This is a genomic window from Streptomyces sp. NBC_01446, from assembly GCF_026340095.1.
In the GTDB taxonomy this organism is placed as follows: Bacteria; Actinomycetota; Actinomycetes; order Streptomycetales; family Streptomycetaceae; genus Streptomyces; species Streptomyces aureus.
This window is the reverse complement of record NZ_JAPEPO010000001.1, coordinates 1,233,614-1,259,242: the sequence shown is the minus strand read 5'-3', so window position 1 is coordinate 1,259,242 and position 25,629 is coordinate 1,233,614. Positions and strand designations below refer to the sequence as shown.

Genomic DNA, 25,629 nt, shown 5'->3' with positions numbered 1-25,629 from the left:
TCGTACGGCGAGAGGGCGTGCGATTCCGGTTCAAGGCGGTGTCTCTCTGAACGGAAGGTGGCCGGGCACGCCGGCGTGACCTGTGGCAAGGGCCGTGGTCACGGGCGCGCACGAGCTGGGAGGATGTGGGATCCGGCCGTTTCGGCCGGTCTGCCCGCAGCGCTGTGCGGCGGGGCGCGGGGTGCGTCGACTGTTAAAGTGGAGGCACCCCTCGACTTGGATAACGATAGCGGAGGGAAGCCTCCGGTACAACCTCGGCAGCCCGCGCTGCCTCACCCCGGGAGTGGCACGCATGACGGACAGGGAACTCGTCGGCGGGATCGTCGCGGCACAGCGCCCGCGCCGCGCGGACGCGCGCCGCAACTTCGACGCACTCCTGGCCGCGGCCCGCGACGCGTTCGCCGAGAAGGGCGCGGAGGCGTCGCTGGAGGACATCGCCCGCCAGGCCGGCGTCGGCATCGGCACCCTGTACCGCAACTTCCCCACGCGCAGGCACCTCTTCGAGACGGTCTACGCGGAAGAGGTCGACGCCCTGTGCCGGCTAGCCGACGAACTCGCGGACGCCCCGCCGTGGGACGGGCTCGCCACCTGGCTGCGCCGCTTCGTGGACTACACCGTCACGAAGCGCGCCATCAGGGACGCGCTCAGCGGGGAGTCCGACATCTTCGTCGCCTGCCGCCGCGCCATGCTCGACGCCGGCGAACCGCTGCTGCTGCGCGCGCAGGCCGCCGGGGAGGTCCGCTCGGACATGTCGTTCGACGACCTGCTCCGCCTGATCTCGGGCGTCACCGGCGCGGCCTACGTGGACACCGAGCAGCGCGACCGGGTCTTCGGGATCACGCTCGACGGGATGAGGACGCGTCCCGCGCCCGGCAAGCCGTGACGCGGAACCCGTGATGCGGAACCCGTAAGAAGGCGCTAGTCATGCGGAAATCGTCATCCGGACCCCTTAAAAGGGATCGCGCTCAGGATGCCTGGAGCGCGCCCGGCGCCGGCTCCGACTGCGTCGGGATCGACGGCAGAACGACCACCGTGCCGGGCAGTACGGGCATCGGGGGAAGTCCCTGAAGGTCCGGCGGGGTCGCGATCGGCCCCGTCTCCGTCACCCGGGACGTCAGCTCGGGCCGGCGCCCCGCCGCGATGAGCGACGGTTGCGGTCGGGGCTCCTGCGTCTCCTGTGTCTCCGGCGACGTACGCGTGAGGAGCAGGACACCCCGGGCCGCGAGCGTCGCCCCCGCCGCCGCGAGCAGGATCCCCGTGATCCCGCCCTGGAGCCGCTCGCCGAGCAGCGTGACGCCGATGATGGCCGCGGCCACCGGGTTGGAGAGAGTGACCAACGCGAGCGGGGCGCCGAGGCCACCCCGGTAGGCGATCTGGGACAGGAGCAGGCCGCCCGCGGCGAACGCCGCGATCAGCACCGCCACGACGATGACCTTGACGCTGAGCAGCGGCCCCGTCCGGTCGGTGACCGCGACGGTCACGGTCTGGGCGAGCGCCGAGGCGATGCCCGAGGCCAGACCGGAGGCCGTCGCGTGCCGCAGTCCCGGCTTCGCGCCGCGCCGCGACAGGAGGCCGATCAGCGCGGCCGTCGCACCGGCGACGGTGAGCGCCTCGCCGAGGCTGAGTGTGTCGTCGGGGGCCGGGCCCGAGGCCGTGAGCAGGAGCGCGCCGAGCCCGGCGAGCGTGAGCGCGGTGCCGCGCCATTCGACGGACAGGACGCGCCGCCCGGCCATGCGCGCCCCGAGGGGCACCGCCGCGACGAGCGTCAGCGCGCCCAGCGGCTGTACGAGGGTGAGGGGGCCGTACTTGAGGGCCGCCACATGCAGCAGCGCGGCGGACGCGTTGAGCAGGACCGACCCCCACCAGGCGCCGGTGCCGAGCAGGCGCAGGATGCCGGATTCGGTCCCCGCGGTGCGTGACGCGAGGCGTTCCTGGGCGACGGCGGCAGCCGCGTAGGCGACCGCCGAGACGAGGGAGAGCGCGACGGCGAGGAGGGTGGCGTTCACCGGTGTGCTCCCGTCGCCGTGAGGACCGTGCGGCCCGGACCCACCGCTCCCGACGTGACCGGAGCGTCGACGGCGGACGCCGAGCCCGCGGCCACCGACACCGGGATGCGTGCGAGCACTTCGGACGCGGAGAGGGATCCGCCGCGCTGGTGCGCCGGGGTCCACGGGGCGGGCAGTACCGCGCCCATGGTCTCCGCCGTCGCCATGAGCGAGGCGGCGGAACGCGGGGCGGGCAGCAGACGCCGGCCGATGGACTGTCCGGGCTTCGCGGCCGGTGTGATGCCGGGCAGCCGGATCACCGCGAGCACGATGCCCAGCAGAGCCGTCGCCACGATCGTGTCCAGCCAGTAGTGGTTCGCCGTGCCGACGACGACGAACAGGGTGAGCGCCGGGTGCAGCAGCCACAGCCAGCGCAGCCGGGAGCGGGTCGCGGCGATGAGGCCGACGGCGACCATCAGGGCCCAGCCGAAGTGGAGGGACGGCATCGCGGCGAACTGGTTCGCCATCGAGTCGGTCTGCGGGGTCGCGCCGTAGACGGTCGGCCCGTACACCTGCCCGGTGTCCACGAGGTGCGCCGCGGCCAGCATCCGGGGCGGCGCCAGCGGGAAGGTGAGATGCAGCACAAGGGCCGCGGCGGTGAGGGCGGCCAGTGCCCGGCGCGTCCATATGTAGTGCCGTGGCCTGCGCAGATACAGCCAGATCAGAAAGGCGGCCGTCGCCGGGAAGTGCACCGTCGCGTAGTAGGTGTTCGCGATGTGTACGAGGTCTTCGCTGTGCAGCAGCACGTGCTGGACAGCGCCCTCGCCCGGCAGGTGGACGGCGCGTTCGAGGTCCCACACGCGGTGCGCGTTGTGGAACGCCTCGTCGGTGTGGCCATTGGCCAATTGCCTGCCGAACTTGTAGACGAGGAACAGTCCGACGACCAGCAGGAGCTCCCGGACCAGGGGCGGGCGGGCGACGACGTCCGGCTGGTGGCCGACGGCGTCCGTCTCGCGGCCGGCTGTGTCCGGCTCCGGTTCGGCAGGCTCGGTAAGGGAATTCATCCCCCGGCCCCTTTTCATGACGACTGGGTGGTGCGGTGATGCGGAGGTGAGCACGGCGTGAACCGCGCTCATCGATACGCCAGTGTACCGAAACGCTGGCGTACCGGTACACTGGCGTATCGATAGCGAAGATCGCGAGGAGAAGAGCCATGACATCCCAGGAGCAGGCAGGCACATCAGTGACCACTTCGCGCCGCTCCAAGATCACTCCAGAGCGCGAGCGGGAGTTCTACGACGCGGTCCTCGACCAGCTCCGGGAGAACGGCTACGAGGCGCTCACGATGGAGGGCGTCGCGGCCCAGGCGTGCTGCAGCAAGTCCACGCTCTACCGGCAGTGGAAGACGAAGCCGCAGCTCGTGGCCGCCGCACTGCGGGCGGGGCGCTGCGTGAAGTTCGCCAGTGTCGACACGGGTACGCTCGCCGGGGACCTGCGCTCGGCCGCCCGCGCGGCGGCGCAGCAGGCAGGACGTGACACTCAGCTGGTCCAGGCCCTGGGCCACGCGGTCCTCAGCGACGAGGAACTCCAGGGGGCGCTGCGCGAGGCCCTGGTCGAGCCGGAGCTGGCCGCGCTCGGGGAGATGATCGACCGGGCCGTGGCGCGCGGCGAGATCGCCGCGGACCATCCGGCCGTCGAGTTCCTGGCCGCCCAACTGCTCGGGGTGCAGCGCATCCGCCCGGTCATCGAGGGCCGGTACGCGGACGCGGACTACCTCACCCGCTTCGTCGACGCCGTGGTGCTGCCCGCACTCGGTCTGAGCGAAGCCACCTGAACGGGAGACCGCCGTCTGTCGGGATGACCGGACGGCGGTCTGCCCGCGCCGCACCGTGGGGACGGGCGCGGCGCGCACCCCCGGGCCGGGCGGGTCCCTCCTTGAGCGGAGGGGGACCTGCCCGGCCCCTGGGCTTTCTCCCCGATGACGCCCCCGCGTGGTTCACGGGGGTCCCGCACGTCTTGCCGCGGGGTCCTACACGTTCTGCCCGTTGCCGCCGCCCTCGGCGATCGCGGACTTCTTGATGCCCTTGGTGATCTTGTCCATCGACGTCACGTCCGGCGCCTTGTCGTTCACGTCGATGCCGAAGCGGACGACGACGAGCGACTTGGGGTTGGCGGGCGCGGGGAAGACCAGCGACTCGACGTAGCCGTCGTCGCCCTTGGCCGTGACGACCTGCCAGCGCACCAGGTAGCCCTTCTGGCCGGCCACGGTGACGGCCTCGGACGCCAGTTCCTTGTGCGAGGTGATCTTTCCGTAGATCGCGCCGCCGTACGACGCCTGCGCGTTCTTGGAGATGTCCTCCTTGGCCGCGGCCTCCGCGCCCGTCGCCTTCAGCTTCAGCGCCTCGGCCGACGCCGAGAACGCGCCGCCGCGCACACACTGCTGCTTCGTGTCGCCGGGGCAGGCGTACGGGCCGGTCGTCACCCCCGCGTTGCCGCCCTTCGTCGTGCCGCCGGTCCAGCCGTCGAGCACGGGCATCGACACCCCGTTGACGAGGTCGGCGGCGAAACCGCCGCCCGGACCCGGCGCCTGCGGAGCGCCGCTCTCCCCACCGGAACCGCCGGAGCCGCCGGTGTCACCACTGCCCCCGCTCCCGCCAGGGCCGTCACCCGGCGCCTGGGGAAGTCCCGGAGAAGCAGAGGGACTTGACGACGAGTCGGCCCGGTCGCCCTTCCCGTCGCCGTCACCGGAGGTCAGCGCGTACACCCCGCCGACGATGCCGCCGAGCACCACCACGGCGACACCGGCGGCGATGGCTATCTTGAGGCCGCGCCTCGGCTTCGGCTCCGGGTACGCGGGGTAGCCCGGGTATCCGGGGTGGCCGAACTGCCCCGGATACTGCGAGGTCTGAGGATAGCCGTACGCCTGCGGATGCGCGTCGGGAGCTGCCGGCGCGTACGCGGGCGGGCCCGGCGCGGCGCCGGTCCCGGCGGCACGGGTCTGCTCCGTCCACACGCTGCCGTCCCACCAGCGTTCGGTGCGGGGGCCTTCGGGCTTCTGGCCGGGATCGGGGTACCAGCCGGGGGGAGTCACCTGGGTCATGGGCGCCACAGTATGAGGCGCGCGTGAAAGAGGCATGAGAGGGGGCAGGTCCGGTTCCGGACGGGCACCCTCCCACTTACGGCGAAGACCTGCGCAGACCCCCACCCGCAACCCCCCGGCTCCGGCTACTCTCGACATCTGTACGTCGATTGAGCGACTTCGGGAGGATGCGGGATGACGCAGAGTCGGCCTGAAGGAGCCGCCTCGGCCGCCCTGTGGGAGCGGGACAAGGAGATCGCGGACGTCGAGCGGGCGCTCGGCGAACTCTGCGGGGACGCGGCGTCGTCGGGCAGCCTCGTCGTGTTCAGGGGCGAAGCGGGCATCGGCAAGACCGCCCTCCTCGAAGAGGTGCGCCGCATCGCGGCGGGACGGGCCACGGTCTGGTCGGCCCGCGGTGGTGAGACCGTCACCTCCGTCCCCTTCAACGTCGTACGCCAGTTGTTGCAGCCCGCCCTCCTCGCGCTCTCGCAGGAGGAGGCCCGCGAGTACTTCGGCGACTGGTACGAGATCGCCGGCCCCGCCCTCGGCATAGCCGAACCGGGCGGCCGCCAGGCCGACCCGCAGGGTGTGCGCGACGGACTCGTCGCGGCCGTGTCCCGGCTCGCCCGGCTGCACTGGCCGCTCGTCCTGCTCGTCGACGACGCGCAATGGGCCGACGAGGAGACCCTCCACTGGCTCTCCGCGTTCGCCGAACGCCTCGACGACCTCCCCGTCCTCGTGGTCGTCGCCCACCGCGACGGCGAGGCGACCGCCGCCTCCACCGGACACCTCGAAGCCGTCGGCGCCGCCGCCCGGCCCCGCACCACGCTGTACGCCCTCACCCCCGACGCCACCGCCGGACTCACCCGCGCCACCCTCGGCGAGCACGCCGACGCCCCCTTCTGCCGCGAGGTGTGGGCCGTCACCGGCGGCAACCCGTACGAGACGGTCGAGCTCCTGGCCAAGGTCCAGGACAGCGAACTCGAACCCGCGGAGGGCTCGGCCGGCGAGCTGCGCGCCCTGAACAAGTCGGCGCGCGGCCGCGGCCTCGTCGACCGCCTCGAAGGCCTCGGCACCGACGCGACGCGCTTCGCCTGGGCCGCCGCCATCCTCGGCACCCGGATCGCCCACGACCTCGCGGCGCGACTCGCCGGGATGACGCCGGGCGAGGCCGGCCGCTGCGCCGTGCGGCTGCGCGCCGCCCGCATCCTCACCGACGCGACGTACGAAGACGGCTCCGTGAGGCTGGAGTTCGTGCACCCGCTGATCGCGAGCGCCGTGTACCGCTCCATCCCGGCGGCCACCCGCACCGCCATGCACGGGCAGGCCGCCTGGGCCGTCACGGCCTCGGGCCACGGCGCCGCGGCAGCCTCCAGGCATCTGCTCCAGGTTCACCCGGACGACGACCCCGAACTCGTCGAGCAGCTGCGCACGGCGGCCGGTGAACACCTCGCGGTCGGCGCCCCGGAGGCCGCCCGCCGCTGTCTGGAGCGCGCCCTCCAGGAGCCGCCGCTGCCCGACGTACGGTCCGAACTCCTCTATGAGCTGGGCTGCGCCACCCTCCTCACCTCGCCCGCCGTCACCATCGGCTACCTGCGCCAGGCCCTCGACACCAACCCGGGGCTCGACGGGGACGCGCGCGTGGACGCCGTGTGCCGGCTGTCCCAGGCCCTCGTCCACAACAACCAGCTGGAAGAGGCGCTGCGCGCGATCGACGCCGAGGCCGCGCGGCTCGACCCGGGTCCGGCCCGCCTCCGGCTCCAGGCCATGCGCTACATGTGGGAGGGCATCCACGCCGGCGAGGAGGACTCCCCGGGGCGCTCCCGCAGCCTCGCCGCGCTGGCGGGCTCCCTCACCGGCCGGGACAACCCCGAGCGGGTCCTGCTCGTCCTGCGCGCCTTCGACGCGATGACGCGCGGCGAGAACGCGGAGGTGGTGGTCGAACTCTGCGACCGCTCCCTCGTCAACGAACGCCTCGCGCCGGGCCTCGGCTGGACCGACCCCGAGTGGGGCTTCGAACTCCTCGCGATGCTCGGCAGCGCGTATCTCTTCTCCGACCGGCTCGACCGCGCGGAGAGCCTGTTCACCGAGGCCGTACGCGCCTACGAGACCGCCGGCTGGAGCGGCGGCCATCTGGCGCTCGCGCACGCCTTCGTCGGCTACGTCCACCGCAGGCGTGGCCGCCTCACCGACGCCGAGGCCGTCCTGCGTGAGAGCCTGCGCCTGGCCGACCGCGTCGGCCGCGGCCTGCCCATGCACTGGGACGCCGCGTGCATGCTCATCGACACACTCGTGGCCCGCGGGCGCATCGGCGAGGCCATGGAGATCGCGGAACGCTACTCCTTCCGCCCGCCCTACCCCTCCACGATCGTCCTGCCCGACGCGCACTCCGTCCGCGGCCGCCTGCTGATCGCCGCGGGCCGCACGGAGAAGGGCGTCAGCGAGCTGGAGGCGGCGGCCAAGGCGGCCACCACCCGCGGCGGACACAACACGATCATGGCGCCCTGGGCCTGCGACCTGGCCCGCGCGCTCGCCACCGAGGACCCCGAGCGCGCCAGGGAACTCGCCGCCGACGCCCGGCTCCAGGCCGAGCGCTTCGGGACGGACACGGCGATCGGGGAGGCCCTGCGCTGCGAGGCGGCGCTGGAGACCGGTCAGCGCTCCCTCACCCTGTACGCCAAGTCGGTCACGTACCTCGAAGCGTCACCCTGCGCGTACGAACACGCGGCGGCCCGCGTCGAGTACGGCATCGCGGCCCGCTCGGTCGCGGAACTCACCCGCGGCCTCACCCTGGCCAAGTCGTGCGGCGCCGACGGTCTGGCCGCCCGCGCCCGCGAGGTACTCGACACGGGACGCGGCCTGCGCTGACCGTCGGCGCGCGGGGTTCAGCCCGCGGCCGGGTCCTCTCCGGTCTCCTCGGCGAGGACCCGCTGAGCCACCGCGAACGCCGAATTGGCCGCGGGGACACCGCAGTACACCGCGGTCTGCAGCAGTACGGCGCCGATCTCGTCGGGTGTCAGGCCGTTGCGCAGCGCGGCGCGCACGTGCATCGCCAGCTCGTCGTAGTGGCCGTGGGCCACCAGCGCGGTCATCGTGATCATGGAGCGTTCGCGGCGCGCCAGCGTCGGGTCGGTCCAGATCTCGCCCCACGCGTAGCGCGAGATGAAGTCCTGGAAGCGGGCCGTGAAGGGGCTCTGCCGGGCCTGGGCGCGGTCGACGTGTGCGTCGCCGAGCACCTGCCTGCGCACCTCCATCCCGCGTTTGGCGCCCCCGCCGAGCTGGGCGCGCAGCGCCGTGATCACGGGTTCGGGGCACTGGGCGGGGGCCAGGTGCGAGGCGCCCGCGATCTCGAGGAGCGACGAGCCGGGCACCGCGTCGGCGATCTCCCGCAGATGCGCGGGCGGCGTCGCCGGGTCCTCGCGGCCCGCGATCAGCAGCGTGGGAGCCGTGATCAAGGAGAGGTCCTCGCGGATGTCGAACGCGGCGAGCGCGTCGCAACAGGCCGCGTACGCCTCGGAGTCGGCGGTGCGGTGGTCCTCGACGAGGGCCGGCACGGTGAACCCGGGGGTGAACCAGCGCCGGTCGGCGGTCTCGGCGACCGGGCCGAGCCCCTCGCGGCGTACCAGCGCGGCCCGCTCCTCCCAGGGCTTCGAGCCGCCGAAGTGCGCCGACGAGCAGATCACCGCGAGGCTCGTGACCCGGTCCGGGTGGTGGACCGCGAGGTACAGGCCCACCGCGCCGCCGAGCGACACCCCCGCGTACGCGAAGCGCTCGATGCCGAGGGAGTCGGCGAGGTCCAGGACGAGACCGGCCAGCTCGGCGACGGTCGCGCCGGGGCCGATCAGCGCGGCCGGGGACTTGCCGTGCCCCGGCAGGTCCCAGCGCACCACCCGGTGGGTGACGGACAGTTCGGGGGCGACGGCGTCCCACAACGCGGTCGAGGTGCCGAGCGAGGGGCCCAGGAGGAGCGGGGGCGCGGTGGCGGGACCTTCGGCGCGGTGATGCAGCAGCTCGCCGTGCGTGACGTGGTCGGGGGATGCAGTGCTCAACGTCGCTCCAGAGCGCGGTCGGTGAGGGCTCCGGCGGAGCCGGTGTAACGGATGGGGTCGGTGAGGTCGGCCAGGTCGACGCCCTTGAGGTCGGGCTCGTCGGCCAGGATCCCGGCCAGCGTCCTGCCCTCGGCGCGGGTGCGCCGCGCCGCCTCGGTGAGCAGGGCCTTCGCGCGGGCACGCCCGAGGAGGGGCGCGAGCTCGGCGGCCAGGCGCTCCGAGACGATCAACCCACGGGTGGCGAAAAGGTGTTCACGCATCACGTCCGCGTGGACCTGAAGCCCTTCGGCGAGCTCGGCCGCGTCGCGTGCCGCGCCGCCCACGAGCCGCAGGAGGTCGCGCAACGGCTCCCACTCCGCGTGCCAGGCGCCGGCCGGGCGCTCGTCCTCGGCCGCCATCGAGGCGTACAGCGTCGCGGCGAGCGCGGGGGCGCGGCGGGCGGCCGCCGCGACGAGCGTGGCCCTGACGGGGTTCGCCTTGTGCGGCATCGCGGAGGAGCCGCCGCCAGCACCCTCGCCCAGCTCGCCGATCTCGGTACGGGACAGGGTGAGCACGTCCGCCGCCGGCTTGCCGAGTGCGCCGGCCGTGAACGCGAGCGCGCCCGCGAGGTCGGCGACCGGGGTGCGCAGGGTGTGCCAGGGCAACACGGGTGCGACCAGGCCGAGTTCGGCCCCGTACGCCTCGGTCAGCTCACCGGCGTGCGTGGCACCGAACACGCCGAAGGCCGCCAACGTGCCCGCCGCGCCGCCCAGTTGGACAGGAAGTGAGGCCCGTACGGCGCGCAGCCGGTCGCGTGCGTCGAGGACGAGGGAGCGCCAGCCCGCCGCCTTCAGGCCGAACGTCGTCGGCACGGCGTGCTGCGTGAGCGTACGGCCCGGCATGACGGTGTCCCGGTGCGCGGCGGCGAGCCGCCCGAGCGCACTCTCCGTGCGCGCCAGGTCGCCGAGCAGCCCGTCCAGCGTCCGGGCCGCGACCAGCATGAGCGCCGTGTCCAGGATGTCCTGGCTGGTGGCGCCCCGGTGGACGTACGGGGCGTGCTCCCCGGCCACCGCGGCCGTCAGGTCGGCGACCAGCGGGATCACCGGGTTCCCCCCGGAGCGGGCGCGCAGCGCGAGGTCACGGGCGTCGAAGCGCCCCTCGTCCGCGGCGGCCCGCGTCACCGCGTCCGCCGCGGCCGCGGGCGCCAGGCCCAGGGCGGCCTGCGCCCGGGTGAGCCCGGCTTCCGCGTCGAGCAGGCCGCGCAGGACCGCCGAGTCCGAGGTGGCCGACTCGGCGGGGGAGCCCGCCCGGCCGGGGGAGAGCAGCCCGGCGTCGGGATCGGCGTCAGGATCGACGTGTGTCACTGGAACTCCAGGAAGACCGTTTCGCCTTCGCCTTGAAGGCGGATGTCGAAACGGTACGTGCGGTGCGCGTCTTCCTGCGGCTGCGCGAGCAGCGTCGCGCGCCGCTCTGCCGGCAGGGCGGCGAGCAGCGGGTCCGCGCCGTCGGCGAGGTAGGCGCGGGTGAACAGGTGGTGCAGCAGTCCGCGCGCGAACACGCACACGCTGATGTACGGCAGTCCCGCGTTGCCCGGCGGCAGTGTGAAGAGCGCGTAGTGCCCGTCGGCGTCCGTGGCGACCCGGCCGAACCCGGTGAAGTCCGTACCGTTGCGGCCGAGGTATCCGCCGGTCGTGGTGTCGCGGCGCAGCGAGCCCGGCGCCCCGGCGAGCGAGCCGTCGGGTCCTGCCTGCCAGAACTCGAGGATGGCGTCCGGCACCGGGTCGCCCTGACCGTCGAACACGTAGCCGTGCAGGGCGATCGTGTCGGGATGCCCCTTCGGCGCGACCTGCTCGCCCTCGGGGAAGGGCAGGGCGTAGCCGTAGAACGGGCCGACGGTGTGCGACGGCGTGGGGAGCAGCTTCTCGGGCACGGAGGTCATCGGCCTTCCTCGATCCAGGTGGCGGAGGGACCGTCGAGGACGATGTCCCACTCGTAGCCGAGAGAGAACTCGGGCTGCGACAGGTCGTGGTTGTACGCCGCGACCAGACGGTTGCGGGCTGACTCGTCCGTCACCGAGCGCAGGATCGGGTCGTAGCGGAACAGCGGGTCGTTCGGGAAGTACATCTGCGTCACGAGCCGCTGGGTGAACGCGTCGCCGAACAGGGAGAAGTGGATGTGCGCGGGGCGCCACGCGTTGGTGTGGTTGCGCCACGGGTACGCGCCCGGCTTGACGGTGGTGAAGGAGTACCGCCCCTGATCATCCGTCAGGGTCCGCCCCACGCCGGTGAAGTTGGGGTCGAGCGGTGCCGGGTGCTGGTCGCGCAGATGCGCGTACCGGCCGGACGCGTTGGCCTGCCAGATCTCCACGAGCTGGCCGCGCACCGGGCGGCCGTCGCTGTCGAGCAGCCGTCCGGAGACGGTGATGCGCTCGCCGAGCGGCTCGCCCGCGTGCTGACGCGTCAGGTCCTGGTCGATGTCGGTGATGTCCGTGGCGCCGAAGACGGGCCCGGACAGCTCGACGGTCTCCGGGTCGCCGCCGTTCACGGCGACGAGCGGCTGCTGCGGGTGGCGCAGCAGCGAGCTGCGGTACGGCGCGTAGTCACGCGCCGGGTGGTGCTGGACGGGCGCGCCGCCCGCGAGCGCCTTGTCGTACGCGCTCTGGAGGTCCGCGACCTCGACGTCGATGTCCGACTGGGTGAGTGCCATGGTGGGTTCCTGAGTCCTTCAGCGTTCGAGGACGAGCGCGAGGCCCTGTCCGACGCCGATGCAGAGGGTGGCGACGCCGGTCCCGGAACCGGCGGCCTTGAGCTGGTGTGCGACGGATCCGGCGAGCCGGGCGCCGGAAGCGCCGAGCGGGTGGCCGATCGCGATGGCGCCGCCGCGCGGATTGAGGATCGCGGGGTCGAACTCGGGCCACTCGGCGACACAGCCGAGGACCTGAGCGGCGAACGCCTCGTTCAGTTCGAGCGTGGTCAGGTCGCCGAAGCCCTTGCCGGCCCTGGCGAGCGCGCGGTCGACCGCCTCGACGGGGCCGAGCCCGAAGTAGTGCGGGTCGATCGCGGCGACCCCGGAGGCCGTCACCCGGGCGAGCGGCTCGCGGCCGGTGGCCTTCAGTCCCTCCTCGTCGACGAGCAGCAGCGCGGCGGCGCCGTCGTTGAGCGGGGACGCGTTGCCCGCCGTCACCGTCCCTCCCCCAGCCTCTGGCCGGAGGGACCCCCATCTCGCTTCGCTCGCGGTGCGGAACGACGGCTTGAGCTTGGCCATGGTCTCCAGCGACGCGCTCTCGCGCACACACTCGTCGCGTGCGACGACGAGCGGGTCGCCCTTGCGCTGCGGGACGGCCACCGGCACGATCTCGGCGTCGAACAGTCCGTTCTTCTGCGCGGCGGACGCCTTCACGTGGGAGGCGAGCGCGTACGCGTCCTGCTGCTCACGGGTGATCGCGTGCTTGTCGGCGATCAGCTCGGCCGACTCGCCGAGCGGCACGGTCCACTGCGGTTCCATCCGCGGGTTGACCATGCGCCAGCCCAGGGTCGTCGAGTACAGCTCCGCGTTGCCCGCGGGGAACGGCCGGTCGCTCTTGGGCAGCACGTAGGGGGCGCGGGTCATCGACTCGACACCGCCGGCCAGGGCGATGGAGACGTCGCCGAGCGCGATGGCCCGCGCGGCCTGGATGACGGCTTCGAGGCCGGAGGCGCACAGCCGGTTCACGGTGACACCGGGCACGGAGGTGGGCAGCCCGGCGAGGAGCCCCGCCATGCGGCCGACGTTGCGGTTCTCCTCGCCCGCGCCGTTCGCGTTGCCGAAGTACACGTCGCCGATCAGTGCCGGGTCCAACTGCGGTGTCCGCGCGAGCAGTTCACGGATGACATGCGCGCCGAGGTCGTCCGGGCGTACCGGGGCGAGGGAGCCGTTGTACCTGCCGAACGGGGTGCGGACGGCATCGACGACGTAGACGTCCTTCATCGGGCTTCCTCCGGGATGCGGACCTTGGCCGCGGTCCTCGCGGTGACGTCGGCGGCGGTGACGCCGGGGGCCAGCTCGACGAGTTCGAGCCCGTCGGCGGTGACGTCGAGGACGCAGAGGTCGGTGATGACGCGGTTGACGCAGGCCTTGCCGGTCAGGGGCAGCGTGCAGTCCTCGACGATCTTGGGTGTGCCGTCCTTGGCGGTGTGGGTCATGGCCACGATGACCGTCCGCGCGCCGTGGACGAGGTCCATGGCCCCGCCGATGCCGGTGATCATCTTGCCGGGGACGGCCCAGTTGGCGAGGTCGCCGCGGGCGGAGACCTGCATCGCGCCCAGCACGGCGACGTCGATGTGGCCGCCGCGGATCATGCCGAAGGAGAGCGCCGAGTCGAAGTAGGAGGCGCCGGGCAGGACGGTGACGGTCTCCTTGCCGGCGTTGATGAGGTCGGCGTCGACCTCGTCGTCGGCCGGGTAGGGGCCGACACCCAGGATGCCGTTCTCGGATTCCAGGATCACCTCGACGCCGGGCGGCAGGTGGTTCGGGATGAGGGTCGGCAGGCCGATGCCGAGATTGACGTACTGGCCGTCGCGCAGCTCGCGGGCGGCGCGCGCGGCCATCTCTTCGCGGGTCCAGGCCATCAGTTGCTCACCGTTCCTCGTGCCACAGGCGCGGAGACGGTGCGCCGTTCGATCTGCTTGTCGGTCGCCTGCTCGGGCGTCAGCGCGACGACGCGCTGGACGAAGATGCCGGGCAGGTGCACGGCGTCGGGGTCGATGTCGCCGGGTTCGACGAGTTCCTCCACCTCGGCGATGGTGATGCGTCCCGCCGTCGCGGCGAGGGGGTTGAAGTTGCGGGTGGACTTGTTGAACACGAGGTTCCCGTGGCGGTCGCCCTTGGCGGCGCGCACGAGGGCGTAGTCGGTACGGATGCCGTGTTCGAGGACGTAGTCCGTGCCGTCGAAGGTGCGGACCTCCTTGGGCGGGGACGCCAGCGCCACGCCGCCCTGACCGTCGTAGCGCCAGGGGAGCCCGCCCTCGGCGACCTGGGTGCCGACGCCGGCGGGCGTGTAGAAGGCGGGGATGCCTGCGCCGCCGGCCCGCAGGCGCTCGGCGAGGGTGCCCTGCGGAATCATCTCGACCTCGACCTCGCCGGACAGGTACTGGCGGGCGAACTCCTTGTTGGCGCCGATGTACGACCCGGTGACCCGGGCGATCCGTCCGGCCGCGAGCAGTACGGCCAGGCCCGAGTCCATCGCCCCGCAGTTGTTGGAGACCACGCTCAGGCCCGTGGTGCCGCGCTCGTGGAGCGCGCCGATGAGCACGTTCGGGACGCCGACAAGACCGAACCCGCCGACCGCGAGGGATGCCCCGTCCCCCACATCGGCGACCGCTTCCGCGGCAGTCGCCACCACCTTGTCCATCCGAGCCAGCCTCTCCACGTACGTCAACCGATCACTCGCCACCCAATTGCTCAGCGCACTGAGTATTTATGTGACTGGCGCTTACGGTGCCACCGCATGCCCGGACCGTCAATAGTCCAGGGTAATGACGGTTGATGTGGGGGAGTCGACTCGACACGGGCCACCCCATGGTCGAGTATTGGTCAGTACACACTCGAAAAGCGGGCCATGGATCAGACGCCCCTGCACGACGCGGGGGCGGCGCGACCGGGAAGCCCTGCCGACTCAGACCGGAGGACCGCGATGGCCGCGGTGGATCTGACCACCCACCCGGGGCACCTGGCCCGGCGCCTCCAGCAGGCGCACTACCTGCTGTGGAACACGATGGTCTCCGAGGAGATCACCTCACCGCAGTTCGCCGTCCTGAACGCGCTCGTCGCCGAGCCCGGCCTCGACCAGCGCACCGTGGGCGAGCGCGTCGGCCTCGACCGCTCGACCATCGCCGAGGTCATCAGCCGCCTCAGCCGCCGCGGACTGATCGACAAGGTGCGCGACCCGCAGGACGGCCGCCGCTCCCTGCTGCGTCTCACCGACGACGGGACGCGCGTCCACCGCAAGCTGACCGTGCGCACGGCCCGGATGAACCAGATCTTCCTCGCCCCGCTGTCGGCCGACGAGCAGGCCGTCTTCTTCGACCTGATCCAGCGCGTCTCGGACGCCGCTGAGGGACTCCGCAACCCGACGGAGCCGCTCGCGAAGGCCTGACGACGGCGTCCCGGGCGAGCCGGGTCTCTCACCGCTCGGCGAAGAGGACCCACACCTGTCCGGGCGCGAACGTCATGCGCTTGCCGTCGGCCGCCGTCGTGAACCGTGTGCCGTCGGCCGCCGAACGCCGCTCCCACCGCACGTCGTAGGACCGCCCGTCCCGCAGCACCGTCGCCTTGCCCGCACCCACGGTGTCGGAGAACGGCGACGTGCTCCCCGACCGGTCGTGGAACCGCGAACCGCGGACATCCACGTACTGGACCACGACGGTCGAAGCGTTCAGCGCCCCGCCGTCCGTGGTGCGCGCCCGGGTGCCGTCCATCGACACCTGCCAACTGCCGCTCTGTGCCGACCAGTTGAAAGTGAAACGGGCCGCGGGGAAGCGCACCGTGAGGGCGTTCTTCGCCTGCCCGCCCGCCGGGGGCGCCCCGAACGTGACCCCGGCCGCAGCCAGCGCGCCCGCCTTCGGCGTCACTCCCAGCTTGGCGGGGCGGAGGTAGAGGTTGTGCGGCGCCGGCCTGTCGCTGCCGCGGAAGTACGCCGCGGCCGGCGCCTTGCCGGGCGGGAGCGCGGTGAGCGGGGCCTCGGCGATCAGCGGCAGGAGCTTCGACTGGGCGCCGGAAAAGGCGAGTGCGGGGCGGTCGAACTGCCGCAGCAGTTCGAGATCGGTCTCACGGGCACTCCGCACGGGGCCGACCACGGGCGGCAGCCGGGTCGCGTACACGGCCATCAGCCGGCTCAGGCCGCTCTCCACCTGCTCGGCGTAGATGATGTCCGCCCGGCCGATGCCGGTCTGCGGGCGCGCCGGACCCACGTTGTCGATCTTCACCGCGAGGACGGGGCCACGGGCTTCCTCGACGGTGGGGTGGGCGGAGTGGCCGTCCGGCGGGTGCCCGTCGCCCACGGTGCATCCGGCGGCCGTGGCGGCCAGGACCGCCGCGACGATCGCGGCCCGCCGTACACGCGTCACCCGCATCCGTCGTATTCGCACGTGTGGGTGATACCCGCCCAGGGGCGGATCGATCAGGTCAGGTCGAACATGTTCGAAACAGTGCTCAGTGCTGGGCGGTGAGGTAGTCCGTGATCAGGGCACCCGAGTGCCCCCAAAACTGCCCTCAGACACAGCCGTCCAGCACAGACCTCAGCGCAGCACATCCGCCAGGTCGTACCGGACCGGCTCGTCCAGCTGTGCGTACGTGCAGCTCTCGGGCGTCCGGTCCGGGCGCCAGCGCCGGAAGCGGGCCGTGTGGCGGAAGCGCGCGCCGTTCTCCATGTGCTCGTACGCCACCTCGGCGACGAGCCGCGGTTCGAGCGGTACCCACGAGAGGTCCTTCTTGCCGGTCCAGCGGCTCGTCGCCCCGGGCAGCCGGGCCTTCTCGTGCGCCGACTCCTCGGTCCACGAGGCCCACGGATGGTCCTGCGCCGACTCGAGCCGCAGCGGCTCCAGCTCCGCGATCAGCTCCGTACGCCGTTTCATCGTGAACGCCGCGCACACGCCCACGTGCTGGAGCACGCCCTCGTCGTCGTACAGGCCGAGCAGCAGGGAGCCGACCACCGGGCCGCTCTTGTGGAAGCGGTAGCCGGCCACGACGCAGTCGGCGGTCCGCTCGTGCTTGATCTTGTACATCAGTCGTTCGTTCTCGCGGTAGCGCAGGTCGAAGGGCTTGGCGATCACCCCGTCGAGGCCGGCGCCCTCATACTGCTCGAACCACGTCTGCGCCAGCTCGGCGTCGGTCGTCGACGGGGCCAGGTGGACGGGTGGTGTCGCGCCCGACAGCGCCTCGGCCAGGCGGGCCCGGCGGTCCACCAGGGGCGTGTCCATCAGCGACTCGTCGCCGAGCGCGAGGACGTCGAACGCCACGAAGGACGCCGGGGTCCGCTCCGCCAGCGTCTTGACCCGGGACGCGGCCGGGTGGATGCGTTCGGTGAGCGCGTCGAAGTCGAGCCGGCCGTCCCGGGCGATCACGATCTCGCCGTCGAGGACGCAGCGCTCGGGCACCCGGTCGAGGAGCGCGGTGACCAGCTCGGGGAAGTAGCGGGTCAGGGGCTTGCCCGTGCGGCTGCCGATCTCCAGGCCGGCGCCGTCCCGGAACACGATCGCGCGGAAGCCGTCCCACTTCGCCTCGTACTGCATCCCCGGCGGGATCTTCCCGACGGACTTGGCGAGCATCGGCTTCACGGGCGGCATCACCGGCAGATCCATGACCATGAGCCGATTCTGACGCGATACGCCCCCGCCCGCCCGGTATGCGCAAGTCGGCCGATGCGCCTAGCGTGACCCGCATGGGCAAGTCGAACGGCGCGGCGGTGGAGCTGGAGGCTGGGGAGCGGACGGTACGCCTGTCCAGCCCGGACCGGGTCATGTTCCCGGAGCCCGGCTACACCAAGCTCGACCTCGCCCGCTACTTCCTCTCCGTCGGCGACGGCATCGTGCGCGCCCTGCGCGACCGCCCCACCACTCTCCAGCGCTACCCCGAGGGCCTGGACGGCGAGTCCTTCTACCAGAAGCGCGCCGCCAAGAACCTGCCCGACTGGATCCCCACCGGCACCATCACCTTCCCCAGCGGGCGCCACGCGGACGAGATGTGCCCCACCGAGATCGCCGCCGTCATCTGGGCGGCCCAGTACGGCACCCTCACCTTCCACCCCTGGCCCGTCCGCCGCGCGCACCCCGACCACCCCGACGAGCTGCGCATCGACCTCGACCCGCAGCCCGGCACCGACTACACCGACGCCGTCCGCGCCGCCCACGAGCTGCGCTCCGTCCTGCATGACTTCGGCGGCCTGCGCGGCTGGCCCAAGACGTCCGGCGGCCGCGGCATGCACGTCTTCGTGCCGATCGCCCCGCACTGGACGTTCGTCGAGGTGCGCCGCGCGGCCATCGCCTGCGGCCGCGAGCTGGAGCGGCGTATGCCGGACCGGGTCACCACGGCCTGGTGGAAGGAGGAGCGTGGCGAGCGCATCTTCGTCGACTTCAACCAGACCGCGCGCGACCGCACCATCGCCTCCGCCTACTCGGTACGGCCACGGCCGAACGCCCCCGTCTCCGCGCCGCTGCGCTGGGACGAGGTCGACGACGCGCGCCCGGCCGACTTCGACATCGGCTCCATGCCGGCCCGCTACGCCGAACTCGGCGACGTCCACGAGGACATGGACGAGCACGCCTTCCGGCTCGACGCGCTCCTCGAACTCGCCGACCAGGACGAACGGGACCGAGGCCTCGGCGACATGCCCTACCCGCCCGAGTACCCGAAGATGCCGGGCGAGCCCAAGCGGGTACAGCCGAGCCGGGCCAGACACGAGGACTGACCCGGCTCACCTGTTCAACTCACTAACCGATACTGCCTGTCACAGCTCCTTGACGCGGATGTCCCGGTACGAGATGACGTCCGTCGTGCTGTGGACCTGGAGCCCGACATAGCCGGAGGAGAACCGCCGGCCGTCCGTGCCCGGGTCGTCCCCGCGCGGCGGCTCGAAGACCTGCCCGCCCGTGTTGTCGAACTCGTTGATCAGGACGCCGTTGCGCAGGATCGAGAAGTGCTGGCCGACCACACGGATCTCGTAGTCGTTCCACGTGCCCTTCTGCGTGACGCCCGCGCCCGCGAGGCCCACCCGGTCGAAGCCGTAGATCGAACCCGTCTTGTACATGTCGCCGTCGGGCTTGTCGAGCACCTGCACCTCGTGCCCGTACTTGATGGCGACCCACTCCGGCCGCGACTCCTCCGGGTGGTCGTGGACCCACGGGAAGCGCACGAAGACACCGCCGTTGGCGTTGCCCGTGCCCGGCGCGTCGTCCCGCCACTGGAGCTTCAGCGAGAAGTCGCCGTACTTGCGCTGCGGGAACCACAGCATGCCCATGCCCTCGACCGTGGTGCTCGACGTGATCGAGCCGTCCGCGTTCAGGCCGAACCTGCCGCCGCCGACCTGCTCCCACTTGTCGAGCGAGCCCTGTGTGCCGTCGAAGATCTTGCGGTAGCCCTCGGTCTGGCCGGGCTTGCCGATCCCCGATTGCTTGGCGGCGCGGTTGATCTTGTTGTACTCGCGCTGGTCGATCACACCTTCCTTGAGGAGCTTGTCGGTGACGGTCTTGACGTGCTTGAGGAAGAGGGCCTGCGAGGTCCACTCGCGCTCGTCCTCGATCAACTCATTGATCCGGCATCGGTTGTTGGTGACCCGGTTCGGGATGCCCGTGTCCACCGTGCCGACGATCACCGTCAACCGCTCGTCGAACTCGGCGCAGTTGGGCGCCGGGACCCCGCCGCCGGTCGTGACCGTGAAGGCCTCCGACTTCGCCGCCGACGTGTTGCCGGCCTTGTCGCTCGCCCGGTACGCGACCGTGTGCGCGCCCGCCCGGTCCACCACGACCGGCGCCGTGTAGGCGAGGTAGGGTCCCGCGTCGAGCGAGTACTCGATCTTGTCGACACCCGAGTCGGCGTCCGTGGCGGAGACCGTCACCTTGGCGCTCTTGAGGTACGCGCCGTCGGAGTTCTTGTCGCCGTCGACCTTCGCCGACACCTCAGGCGGCGTCTTGTCCTGCACGGGCGGCGCGACCACGGTGAAGTCGACGGACTTCTCGGCGGCCACGTTCCCCGCCTTGTCCGCGGCCCGGTAGCGCACGGTGTGGGCGCCCACCTCGTGCACCATCACCGGTGAGGTGTACGGCTGCCAGGCGCCGTCCGAACCCACCGCGTACTCGATGGAGTTGACGCCGGATCCGGTGTCGGAGGCCGTCACCGTGACCGTCGCCATCGAGAGGTACTCGCCCTTGTCGTTCTTCTCGCCGCTGACCGTCGCCGAGGTCTCCGGCGGAGCCTTGTCGTCCGTCGGCGGCGCGACCACGGTGAAGTCGACCGACTTCTCCGCCGCCACGTTCCCCGCCTTGTCGGACGCCCGGTAGCGGATCTTGTGCGCCCCGACCTGGTCGACGACCACCGCGGTCGTGTACGGCTGCCAGGCGCCGTCGGCGCCCACCGCGTACTCGACCTTGTCGACACCGGAGCCCGCGTCCGTCGCCGTCACGCCGACCGTCGCCGAACCGACGTACTCCCCTTGGGCGTTCTTCTGCCCCTCGACCGTCGCCGAGGTCTCCGGCGCGGCCGTGTCCTCGCCGCCGCCCTCGGTCACGATGAGGATGCCCTGCATGGCCTCGTGGCCGGGGATCGAGCAGTGATAGCGGTAGCGGCCCGGGGTCAGGGTGACCTCGACCGAGTGCTTGCCGCCCTCACTGTCGTTCGGGTTGGCCAGGATGTTCACCGACACGTCGTTGTTGTACTCGGGGTCCGACGTGTCGAACGTCAGCGTGTGCGGCATGCCCATGGTGTTGCCGGTCGCCGCGCTGTTCTCGAAGACGATCGTCGTCGCGCCCGCGACCGCCGTCGTCGGCGCCGAGGCGTACTTGGTGATGTCGTCGCTGCCGGTCCAGTTCAGGACCTGCTGAGCGGCGGCGACCGGGGCGTCCTGCCCGAACGCGACGGGGGAGCCGAGTCCGAGCGTCATCAGCAGGGTGGCGAACAGCGCCGTCCACAGTCTTCGCCGGTTCATGCTGCGCATCCTCATCGCTGCGCCTTCCTGGCCAGGTCACCGGCCGCAGGGGTCGCCTCGCCGCCCAAGTAAGTCACCTTCCACAGGGCCGACTTGGCGTCCGAGGTGAAGAAGCCGCGGCCGTAGTCGAGGACGTAGAGCGCGCCATCGGGGCCGAACTTCCAGTCCATGAGGTTCTTGATGCCGTCGTTGCCGACCGGCACGATCTTCTTGAGGTTCTCGGCGTGCACCGGGATGCCGCCGTCGCCGGCCGTCTTCGGGTCGGTGATCACCGCGTGCCGCGGCTGCGTGGCGTCGTAGAAGTCACCGACGAACCACTTGCCGTCCCAGTAGCTCGGCCACTTGTCGGCGTTCGGGACGGACGCGTCGTAGCGGTAGACGGGACCGTCCATCGCGGCCTGACCGCCGCCCTTCAGCCACGGCAGGAGGTACTTGGCCTCCTCCTTCTTGTACGAGGGGATGCCGTTGGCGTCGCGCGGGTAGTCGGGCGCCCCGCCCTGCGGCGAATACCAGATGTTGTTGGCGGTCATCGGCGGGAGGTTGACGAGACCGTCGTTGTTCGGCGACTCGTTCTTCAGGTGGTCGCAGTCGTACCAGCCGAGCGGCTTCGTCGGGTCCGGCAGATTGCGGTCGCGGTAGGGCTGCTTGTTGCCCATGCAGTAGGGCCAGCCGCGGTTGGACGCCTTGGTGATGACGGCGAACGTGTCGTACTTGGCCGGACCCCAGGTCGTCGACGGCTCACCGGCGTCCGGGCCGACCCAGCCCGCGTACAGCGTGTCGGTCTTCTTGTCGACGGAGATGCGCGCCGGGTTGCGGACGCCCATCACATAGATCTCGCCGCGTGTCTTACCGCCGCCCTCGGCCGTCTCCTTGCCGGTGAAGAGGTTCCCCTCCGGCAGCGTGTACGTGCCGTCGGCCTCCGGGTGGATGCGCAGGATCTTGCCGTTGAGGTTGTTCGTGTTGCCGGCGGTGCGGCGCGCGTCCGCGAAGGAGACGCCCTTGTAGTTCGGCTGCGGGTTGTTGCCCGAGTAACCGTCGCTGAAGCCGGAGGAGTTGTTGTCACCGGTCGCGATGTACAGGTTGCCCTTGGAGTCCCAGGCCATCCCGCCGCCCGCGTGGCAGCAGCTGTGGATCTGCACCGGCCACTTGAGCACCACCTTCTCGCTGCCCATGTCCAGCTTGTTGGTGGTCAGGTCGAGCGTGAAGCGCGAGACGCGGCGCTCGGCCATCTGCTTGTCACGGTCGATCTGCGAGTGCGGCGTGTAGTGCAGGTACACCCAGCCGTTCTCCTCGAACTTGGGGTCGAGCTCGATGCCGAGCAGTCCCTCCTCGACCTTGGTCAGCTCGTCGCCCCCGCCCTTGTTGCCGAAGACGGTCAGCGCCCCGGCCTGGGTGACCTTCTTGGTCTTCGGGTCGTAGACGTGGATCTCGCCCTTGCCCTTGCCGACATCGGGGTTGTTCCAGTCGGTGATCACCGGCTGCGAGGAGTCGGCGCCGCCGCGGCCGATGTAGAGGACGCGCCCGTCGGGCGCGGTGACCAGGCCGTGCGGCTCGCCGATCTGGTCGTTCTGGCCCGCCTGGTTGGGCTGGGTGAGGCGCTCCGCCTTGTAGTTGGAGTCGATCGCGGCCTTGCAGTCGGCGCGCACGATGCGGCTCGTCCACAGCAGGGCGCCGCGCAGATGCGACTGGAAGTCCACCTCGTCGTAGCTGGAGGCCGTGCCGCCCATGCCCGTGTAGAAGGAGCGTCCGCCGTCGTAGTCGCGGCACCAGGACACCGGGTGGTCCGCGCCGTTGGCGCTCGCGCCCGGCTGGTACGTCGACTCGCGGACCCGGGCCACGGTGTGCACCGAGCCGGACGGGTTCTTCACCCAGTTCAGCCACTGGTCGGGCCGCTTCCACTGCACGGGAAGGTCCTTGGTGGCCGGATGCTGACGGTCACCGACCTCGACGGTGGCCCGCTGGACGTTCGCCGGGCTGTAGTCCGCCGGGCGCGCGCCGATCAGGCCGGTGAACCAGTCCGAGTACGGCTCGGCGCGGGCCGCGTCGTGGATGCCGACGAATCCGCCGCCGGCCTCCATGTACGACTCGAGCCCCGCCTCCTGGTCCGGGTCGAGCACGTCGCCGCCGCCGGTCAGGAAGACGACCGCGTTGAAACGGCCCAGCTTGGTGGCGTTGGTGAACACGGACGCGTCGTCCGTCGCCGTGATCTTGAAGCGCTGGGCGGCGGGGCCGCTCTGGCCGATCTTCTCGATGGCCGCGATGCCCGCGTTCACCACCGGTGACTCGTCACCGCCCGCGGCGGAGCCGTAGTACACCAGGACGCGCACGTTCGCCCCGCCGGGAGGTGACGGCAGGGACATCGTTGTCACGGATGGTTCGGGGAACGGACGCGCGTTGGCTGCGGGCCCGGTCAGGAGCCCGGCGGCGACCGCCCCGGACGCCAGGACCGCGGCAACGGCGCGCCGTCGTCTGCGTCTGTCTCTGTCCAACCCTCTTACGTCCAAGGGTTTTTGATGCGGCGTGGACCGCATGAGTTCACCCACCCCTCGTCGGTCACAGGTACGGCGCGGATGAAGCTAGACCTCTTTTCGCGGCTCGCCAATAGGTATGGCCGCAGTGGCGCGAACTTTGTCCTGAGTGTGGATAAACGAAGATCACCCGGTTACCGTCTCTCTGGCCGTCACGCGAGGCTCTGGTGGCACGTCCGCGTAAGTCCCGTACGAGAGTGGGGAGTTCGACATGGACAGACGCAGCTTCAACCGGCGGGTGCTGATGGGCGGGGCCGCCGCCGCGACGACGGCGACATCGTTGTCACTCATCGCGGCGACGGATGCCGCCCCCGCGGACGGCCCGGTGCGCACGGCCCCGGCCGGCGGTGAGGTCAAGCACATCAAGATGTACGCCGAGAAGCTCGCGGACGGGCAGATGGGCTACGGGTTCGAGAAGGGGAAGGCATCCGTACCCGGCCCCCTCATCGAGCTCAACGAAGGCGACACGCTGCACATCGAGTTCGAGAACACGATGGACGTGGCGGCCAGCCTGCACGTCCACGGTCTCGACTACGAGGTCTCCAGCGACGGCACCAAGCTCAACAAGAGCGACGTCGAGCCCGGCGGCAAACGCACCTACACCTGGCGCACGCACGCCCCGGGCCGGCGCAAGGACGGCACGTGGCGCGCGGGCAGTGCGGGGTACTGGCACTACCACGACCACGTCGTCGGCACGGAACACGGCACCGGCGGCATCCGCAAGGGCCTGTACGGGCCGGTGATCGTCCGGCGCAAGGGCGACGTCCTCCCGGACACCACGTTCACGATCGTCTTCAACGACATGACCATCAACAACGAGCCGGCGCACGAAGGCCCCGACTTCGAGGCCACGGTGGGTGATCGCGTCGAGATCGTCATGATCACGCACGGCGAGTACTACCACACCTTCCACATGCACGGTCATCGCTGGGCGGACAACCGTACGGGCATGCTCACCGGTCCGGACGACCCGAGCCGGGTCGTCGACAACAAGATCGTCGGCCCCGCGGACTCGTTCGGCTTCCAGATCATCGCGGGCGAGGGCGTCGGGGCGGGCGCCTGGATGTACCACTGCCACGTCCAGAGCCACTCCGACATGGGGATGGTGGGGCTCTTCCTGGTGAAGAAGGAGGACGGCACGATCCCGGGGTACGAGCCGCATCACTAGGTAGGCACACCGCGCTGTGCCTACTGGTCCTGCCGGCGCTCCCCGGGCGGCAGCAGCAGCACCTCCAGGGCGCGGGCGCAGGTCCGCGCCCGGTCGAGGAACCACTCGGTGCGCCCGTCCGTGATCAGCTCGGGCGTCGCCCGGACCGCGAGGGCGAACCGGGCGTGCCCCGCACGGTCGAGAACCGGCACGGCCAGGGTGCGCACGCCGTGCGCCGACTCCCCGTCGTTGAGCGCGTACGCCTCGCTCCGCACGCGCTCCAACTCGGCTGCCAGCGCGGCCGGTTCGACGATCGTGCGGTCGGTGAAGGCGCGCAGCGGCGGCAGCGAGTCGAGGTCCGACCCCCCGGGCCGCCCCCAGGCGAGCAGCACCTTGCCCAGTGCCGTGGAGTGCAGCGGCCGCCGCAGGCCGACCTTCGGCGTGACCGAGCCGCCCGCCACGATCACGGCGTGCGGCCCGCTGCGCAGCGCCAGATCCGCGGTCGCGCCGGTGCGCTCGGCCAGATCGGCCAGTTCCGGAGCGGCGAGGTGCAGCCCGCGCTGGTGGTAGGAGAGCCGCCCGAGCTCCGTCACGGCCGGGCCGAGCCGGTAGCGCGCCGTACGGAAGTCCTGCTCGAGGAAGCCCGCGCCCAGGAGGGTGCGGGCGAGACGGTGCGCGGTGGAGACGGGCAGGGTGAGGCGGCGCGCCAGGTCGGACGCGCTGAGGTCGGGCCCGTTGTCGTGGAAGCAGTGCAGGACGTCCAGAGCGCGCTGAACTGCCTGCGCGCCGCCGGGAGTGCGGGGCGCGGTGGGGGCGGTCACGGTGGGGGCTCCCTACGGGTCGTACGTGCATGTGCTCGGGCTCCGGGTTCCCACATTACGGCAGCCTCGACGGGCCCCAACGGCAGTCGTGGCGGACCCAAATGGCTATCAGAAACACTCCGTTCACGCTCGTTCCCACATGATGGGAAGCGGCTTGCCGGTCCGGCCGACGGCGTGCCACTGTGCACCCGTCACCACCGCGCCACGAGCACGGACCGCACGAACGCAGAGGGGAGCAGAGCCATGACCGGTCGCCTTCGCCGCGCCGCCGCGCTCGCCCCGCCCCTGGTCGCGTCCCTGTTCACGCTGCGCCGGCACATCGACCTGGCGCGCGTGTCCAGCGCCACCTGTCGCTGACACCGCAGAC

22 protein-coding genes are annotated in these 25,629 nt (G+C 71.7%); 7 read left to right on the top strand and 15 right to left on the bottom strand.

Annotation, left to right across the window (positions count from 1 at the left end; all coding sequences use genetic code 11):
* Window positions 1–292 precede the first annotated feature (292 nt).
* Window positions 293–883, top strand: a complete 591-nt coding sequence (locus OG456_RS05620; RefSeq protein ID WP_266557799.1) for a TetR/AcrR family transcriptional regulator — start codon at window positions 293–295, stop codon at window positions 881–883.
* An 82-nt stretch (window positions 884–965) separates the two neighbouring features.
* On the opposite strand, the gene OG456_RS05615 is transcribed toward OG456_RS05620, so the two are convergent.
* Window positions 966–2,006 (bottom strand): hypothetical protein, encoded by a 1,041-nt coding sequence (locus tag OG456_RS05615; protein WP_266557797.1) that lies wholly within the window; start codon window positions 2,004–2,006, stop codon window positions 966–968.
* Window positions 2,003–3,049 (bottom strand): phosphatase PAP2 family protein, encoded by a 1,047-nt coding sequence (locus tag OG456_RS05610; protein ID WP_266557795.1) that lies wholly within the window; start codon window positions 3,047–3,049, stop codon window positions 2,003–2,005. The genes OG456_RS05615 and OG456_RS05610 overlap by 4 nt, the downstream gene beginning before the upstream one ends.
* A 149-nt stretch (window positions 3,050–3,198) precedes the next feature.
* Here OG456_RS05610 and OG456_RS05605 point away from each other — a divergent pair, with 149 nt between their 5' ends.
* On the top strand, window positions 3,199–3,819 hold the full coding sequence (locus OG456_RS05605) for a TetR/AcrR family transcriptional regulator (protein ID WP_266557793.1): 621 nt from the start codon (window positions 3,199–3,201) through the stop codon (window positions 3,817–3,819).
* Between the two features lie 195 nt (window positions 3,820–4,014).
* On the opposite strand, the gene OG456_RS05600 is transcribed toward OG456_RS05605, so the two are convergent.
* Window positions 4,015–5,085, bottom strand: coding sequence for a DUF2510 domain-containing protein (locus OG456_RS05600; protein ID WP_266557791.1), 1,071 nt, complete (start codon window positions 5,083–5,085; stop codon window positions 4,015–4,017).
* Window positions 5,086–5,259: 174 nt separating this feature from the next.
* Here OG456_RS05600 and OG456_RS05595 point away from each other — a divergent pair, with 174 nt between their 5' ends.
* Window positions 5,260–7,932: an AAA family ATPase gene (locus OG456_RS05595; RefSeq protein ID WP_266557789.1), complete on the top strand. Its 2,673-nt coding sequence runs from the start codon at window positions 5,260–5,262 to the stop codon at window positions 7,930–7,932.
* Window positions 7,933–7,949: 17 nt separating this feature from the next.
* On the opposite strand, the gene pcaD is transcribed toward OG456_RS05595, so the two are convergent.
* From pcaD to OG456_RS05560, 7 genes are read right to left on the bottom strand one after another with little or no spacing between them, the layout of a single operon-like run.
* Window positions 7,950–9,113 carry a 3-oxoadipate enol-lactonase gene (gene pcaD / locus OG456_RS05590; protein ID WP_266557787.1) on the bottom strand — a complete coding sequence of 388 codons (1,164 nt, stop codon included), beginning with the start codon at window positions 9,111–9,113 and terminating at the stop codon, window positions 7,950–7,952.
* A complete protein-coding gene (pcaB, locus tag OG456_RS05585; protein ID WP_266557785.1) occupies window positions 9,110–10,456 on the bottom strand; it encodes a 3-carboxy-cis,cis-muconate cycloisomerase in 1,347 nt (448 codons plus the stop codon). The genes pcaD and pcaB overlap by 4 nt, the downstream gene beginning before the upstream one ends.
* Window positions 10,453–11,031, bottom strand: a complete 579-nt coding sequence (gene pcaG / locus OG456_RS05580; protein WP_266557783.1) for a protocatechuate 3,4-dioxygenase subunit alpha — start codon at window positions 11,029–11,031, stop codon at window positions 10,453–10,455. Before pcaG ends, pcaB begins: the two co-directional genes overlap by 4 nt.
* Complete coding sequence (pcaH, locus tag OG456_RS05575) at window positions 11,028–11,798, bottom strand: protocatechuate 3,4-dioxygenase subunit beta (RefSeq protein ID WP_266557781.1); 771 nt, start codon at window positions 11,796–11,798, stop codon at window positions 11,028–11,030. The genes pcaG and pcaH overlap by 4 nt, the downstream gene beginning before the upstream one ends.
* An 18-nt stretch (window positions 11,799–11,816) precedes the next feature.
* A complete protein-coding gene (locus OG456_RS05570) occupies window positions 11,817–13,058 on the bottom strand; it encodes a thiolase family protein (protein ID WP_266557779.1) in 1,242 nt (413 codons plus the stop codon).
* On the bottom strand, window positions 13,055–13,699 hold the full coding sequence (locus OG456_RS05565) for a CoA transferase subunit B (protein WP_266557777.1): 645 nt from the start codon (window positions 13,697–13,699) through the stop codon (window positions 13,055–13,057). The genes OG456_RS05570 and OG456_RS05565 overlap by 4 nt, the downstream gene beginning before the upstream one ends.
* Window positions 13,699–14,481, bottom strand: coding sequence for a CoA transferase subunit A (locus OG456_RS05560; protein WP_266557775.1), 783 nt, complete (start codon window positions 14,479–14,481; stop codon window positions 13,699–13,701). The genes OG456_RS05565 and OG456_RS05560 overlap by 1 nt, the downstream gene beginning before the upstream one ends.
* A gap of 282 nt (window positions 14,482–14,763) precedes the next feature.
* Here OG456_RS05560 and OG456_RS05555 point away from each other — a divergent pair, with 282 nt between their 5' ends.
* Window positions 14,764–15,225 (top strand): MarR family winged helix-turn-helix transcriptional regulator, encoded by a 462-nt coding sequence (locus OG456_RS05555; RefSeq protein ID WP_100591650.1) that lies wholly within the window; start codon window positions 14,764–14,766, stop codon window positions 15,223–15,225.
* A 28-nt stretch (window positions 15,226–15,253) separates the two neighbouring features.
* On the opposite strand, the gene OG456_RS05550 is transcribed toward OG456_RS05555, so the two are convergent.
* Together OG456_RS05550 and OG456_RS05545 are read right to left on the bottom strand one after the other, a co-directional pair.
* Complete coding sequence (locus OG456_RS05550) at window positions 15,254–16,195, bottom strand: DUF3048 domain-containing protein (RefSeq protein WP_266557770.1); 942 nt, start codon at window positions 16,193–16,195, stop codon at window positions 15,254–15,256.
* Between the two features lie 171 nt (window positions 16,196–16,366).
* Window positions 16,367–17,428, bottom strand: a complete 1,062-nt coding sequence (locus OG456_RS05545; protein WP_266569070.1) for an ATP-dependent DNA ligase — start codon at window positions 17,426–17,428, stop codon at window positions 16,367–16,369.
* An 80-nt stretch (window positions 17,429–17,508) separates the two neighbouring features.
* Here OG456_RS05545 and ligD point away from each other — a divergent pair, with 80 nt between their 5' ends.
* Window positions 17,509–18,534 (top strand): non-homologous end-joining DNA ligase, encoded by a 1,026-nt coding sequence (gene ligD, locus OG456_RS05540; protein WP_227298320.1) that lies wholly within the window; start codon window positions 17,509–17,511, stop codon window positions 18,532–18,534.
* A gap of 39 nt (window positions 18,535–18,573) precedes the next feature.
* On the opposite strand, the gene OG456_RS05535 is transcribed toward ligD, so the two are convergent.
* On the bottom strand, window positions 18,574–20,775 hold the full coding sequence (locus OG456_RS05535; RefSeq protein ID WP_266569068.1) for a family 16 glycoside hydrolase: 2,202 nt from the start codon (window positions 20,773–20,775) through the stop codon (window positions 18,574–18,576).
* Window positions 20,776–20,777: 2 nt separating this feature from the next.
* Window positions 20,778–23,210 carry a ThuA domain-containing protein gene (locus OG456_RS05530; protein WP_266569066.1) on the bottom strand — a complete coding sequence of 811 codons (2,433 nt, stop codon included), beginning with the start codon at window positions 23,208–23,210 and terminating at the stop codon, window positions 20,778–20,780.
* Between the two features lie 295 nt (window positions 23,211–23,505).
* On the opposite strand from OG456_RS05530, the gene OG456_RS05525 reads away from it, so the two are divergent.
* The gene (locus OG456_RS05525) at window positions 23,506–24,462 is read left to right on the top strand and encodes a multicopper oxidase domain-containing protein (protein ID WP_266557766.1); all 957 of its coding nucleotides are present in this window, start codon (window positions 23,506–23,508) and stop codon (window positions 24,460–24,462) included.
* A 20-nt stretch (window positions 24,463–24,482) separates the two neighbouring features.
* On the opposite strand, the gene OG456_RS05520 is transcribed toward OG456_RS05525, so the two are convergent.
* Window positions 24,483–25,262, bottom strand: a complete 780-nt coding sequence (locus tag OG456_RS05520) for an IclR family transcriptional regulator (RefSeq protein WP_266557764.1) — start codon at window positions 25,260–25,262, stop codon at window positions 24,483–24,485.
* A gap of 243 nt (window positions 25,263–25,505) precedes the next feature.
* On the opposite strand from OG456_RS05520, the gene OG456_RS50440 reads away from it, so the two are divergent.
* Window positions 25,506–25,619, top strand: coding sequence for a putative leader peptide (locus OG456_RS50440; RefSeq protein ID WP_323136301.1), 114 nt, complete (start codon window positions 25,506–25,508; stop codon window positions 25,617–25,619).
* Window positions 25,620–25,629 lie beyond the last annotated feature (10 nt).